We start from the raw sequence: 1,960 nt of genomic DNA on the forward strand, positions 1-1,960 counted from the left end.
ATTGAAATTATGAGAGAAAAATTATGCCTGGGCAAATGAGAGAATTATTACTTCAAGCAACTAAATATCTCGAAAATAATAATATCCCTACCGCAAAAACTGATGCTGAAATCCTGTTGAGTAATTTAATCGCCGATAATCGAATTAACCTTTATTTGAATGATAAAATTCCCTTAACTAAAAATAAATTAGAGCGTTATCGGAAATTACTTAAGCGAAGGGCCTCTTATGAACCCATTGCCTATATCCTTTGCAAAAAAGAATTTATGAACTGGGAATTTATAGTCAATGAAAATGTTTTAATCCCAAGACCAGAAACAGAGATTTTAGTTGAAGAGATAATAAATATTGGGAAAAAACTTAAATCTCCTCCAGTCATTGTGGATATTGGCACAGGCAGTGGTGTAATAGCCATTAGCCTGGCACTGTCATTGAACGCAGTGGTTTACGCCCTGGATATTTCTTCATCAGCATTAAAAATAGCCCGAACGAATGCCCATAGACTAAAGGTCAAAGATAAAATTACCTTTTTAAAAGGAGACTTGCTCAACTCTTTGAAAAAGTTTAATTTAGACCAGAAGGTAGATTTTATCATTTCTAATCCACCTTATGTTTCAACTTCAGAACTAAAATCTCTTCCGATGGATGTCCGATTTGAACCAGAAATTGCTTTAGACGGCGGAAAAGATGGCATAAACTTTTATGATAAGATAATCAACGATTCTTTAAATTATTTAAAAGAAGGTGGCTGCTTAGGATTAGAGGTTGGATATGACCAGGCGGAGATAATAAGTGATAAAATCAGACAAACTGAAAAATTTAGCGAGATAAAGACAGTTAAAGATTATGCACAGATTAAAAGGGTAATCTTGGCAGTAAAGAAAAATACCCCCTCAGCCACAGATGGACACAGATAAAACACTGAAAATTCGTAATCCGTGTCCGTTTTCCGTGTCCGTAATTAGGCTGAAGGTTTTTCCTCCTTCTGCCTTCTGCCCTCTGCTATTTATCCGTGCTAATCCGTGTCAATCAGTGGCTGAATAGTTACTCTATTTCTATGTCTTCTCTGTTCCTCTGCGTCTCTGCGGTAAGTTACCACCTGAACGGTTACCGCATCACTCCCAATTTACCTGTCTTTGAACTTATATCGTCACGGATGAAATAAATATAGATTCCAGAGGTAACCTTCTCACCAGCAGAATTACGGCAATCCCATTCCACAATCCCATCTCCTCCTGAATCTTCTTCCTTCTCATAGACTAACTCACCCGCAATATTGAATATCTTCAATCTAATTCTTCTATCTTGAGGCACAACAAAGGATATCTTTCCTTCTCCTTTAATCGGATTAGGATAGCAGTAAGATTCACCTACATTACTCACTCCCAACACTACCTTTATCGGCTCTTTACTGACTATCAGACTATACTCTCCTTTATTGCCACTATAACTCTTATTCTTGCGCATATCAATCAGATTATCTCTATCCTTTAAGTAGAGATAGTATTGGAGTGGAACAGTGGTAATATCCCAACTTATCTCTACTTTCTCTGGCTCACCTACCTGCTCTACCCTAAATTTCCATTCCTTGCTTGTTTCTACTTCACTGCGATAGTCAGAGCCATATTCATCTCCCGTCGGTGAAATAAAATAACATCTGAGATAAGCAGGAGCGAATTCTCCTTCCTCTGCTGGTAACATTGGGATTTCACCAATATCATCTCCATCATCATAGGTATCGCTTGCCTCAGGGTTAACGCCAGCAAAGTTAAATCCATCGGTCAGGCTACCAGCCTTAACGGATAGATGAATTGCCCAACCATCTTTCTGCTCAAGTGGGTTAAATTCATCCACTTCACTCTCACTACGAACTTCATTTTCCACCACCCACTCCTCTATCGGGCAGAAACTCTTCCCCTCTTGAGAGGGGTCAGAGGTGTGTTTCTCACCTATTTCCTCT

At 38.7% G+C, this 1,960-nt stretch carries 2 protein-coding genes; one reads left to right on the forward strand and one right to left on the reverse strand.

What is annotated here, in order from left to right:
• Positions 1-35: 35 nt before the first annotated feature.
• Positions 36-917 (forward strand): peptide chain release factor N(5)-glutamine methyltransferase, encoded by an 882-nt coding sequence (gene prmC, locus AB1414_12935; protein ID MEW6608327.1) that lies wholly within the window; start codon positions 36-38, stop codon positions 915-917.
• Positions 918-1,107: 190 nt separating this feature from the next.
• On the opposite strand, the gene AB1414_12940 is transcribed toward prmC, so the two are convergent.
• A partial coding sequence (locus tag AB1414_12940; protein ID MEW6608328.1) for a gliding motility-associated C-terminal domain-containing protein occupies positions 1,108-1,960 on the reverse strand: 853 nt, incomplete at its 5' end.

The sequence above is a fragment of the bacterium genome (assembly GCA_040755795.1).
In the GTDB taxonomy this organism is placed as follows: domain Bacteria; phylum UBA9089; class CG2-30-40-21; order CG2-30-40-21; family SBAY01; genus JBFLXS01.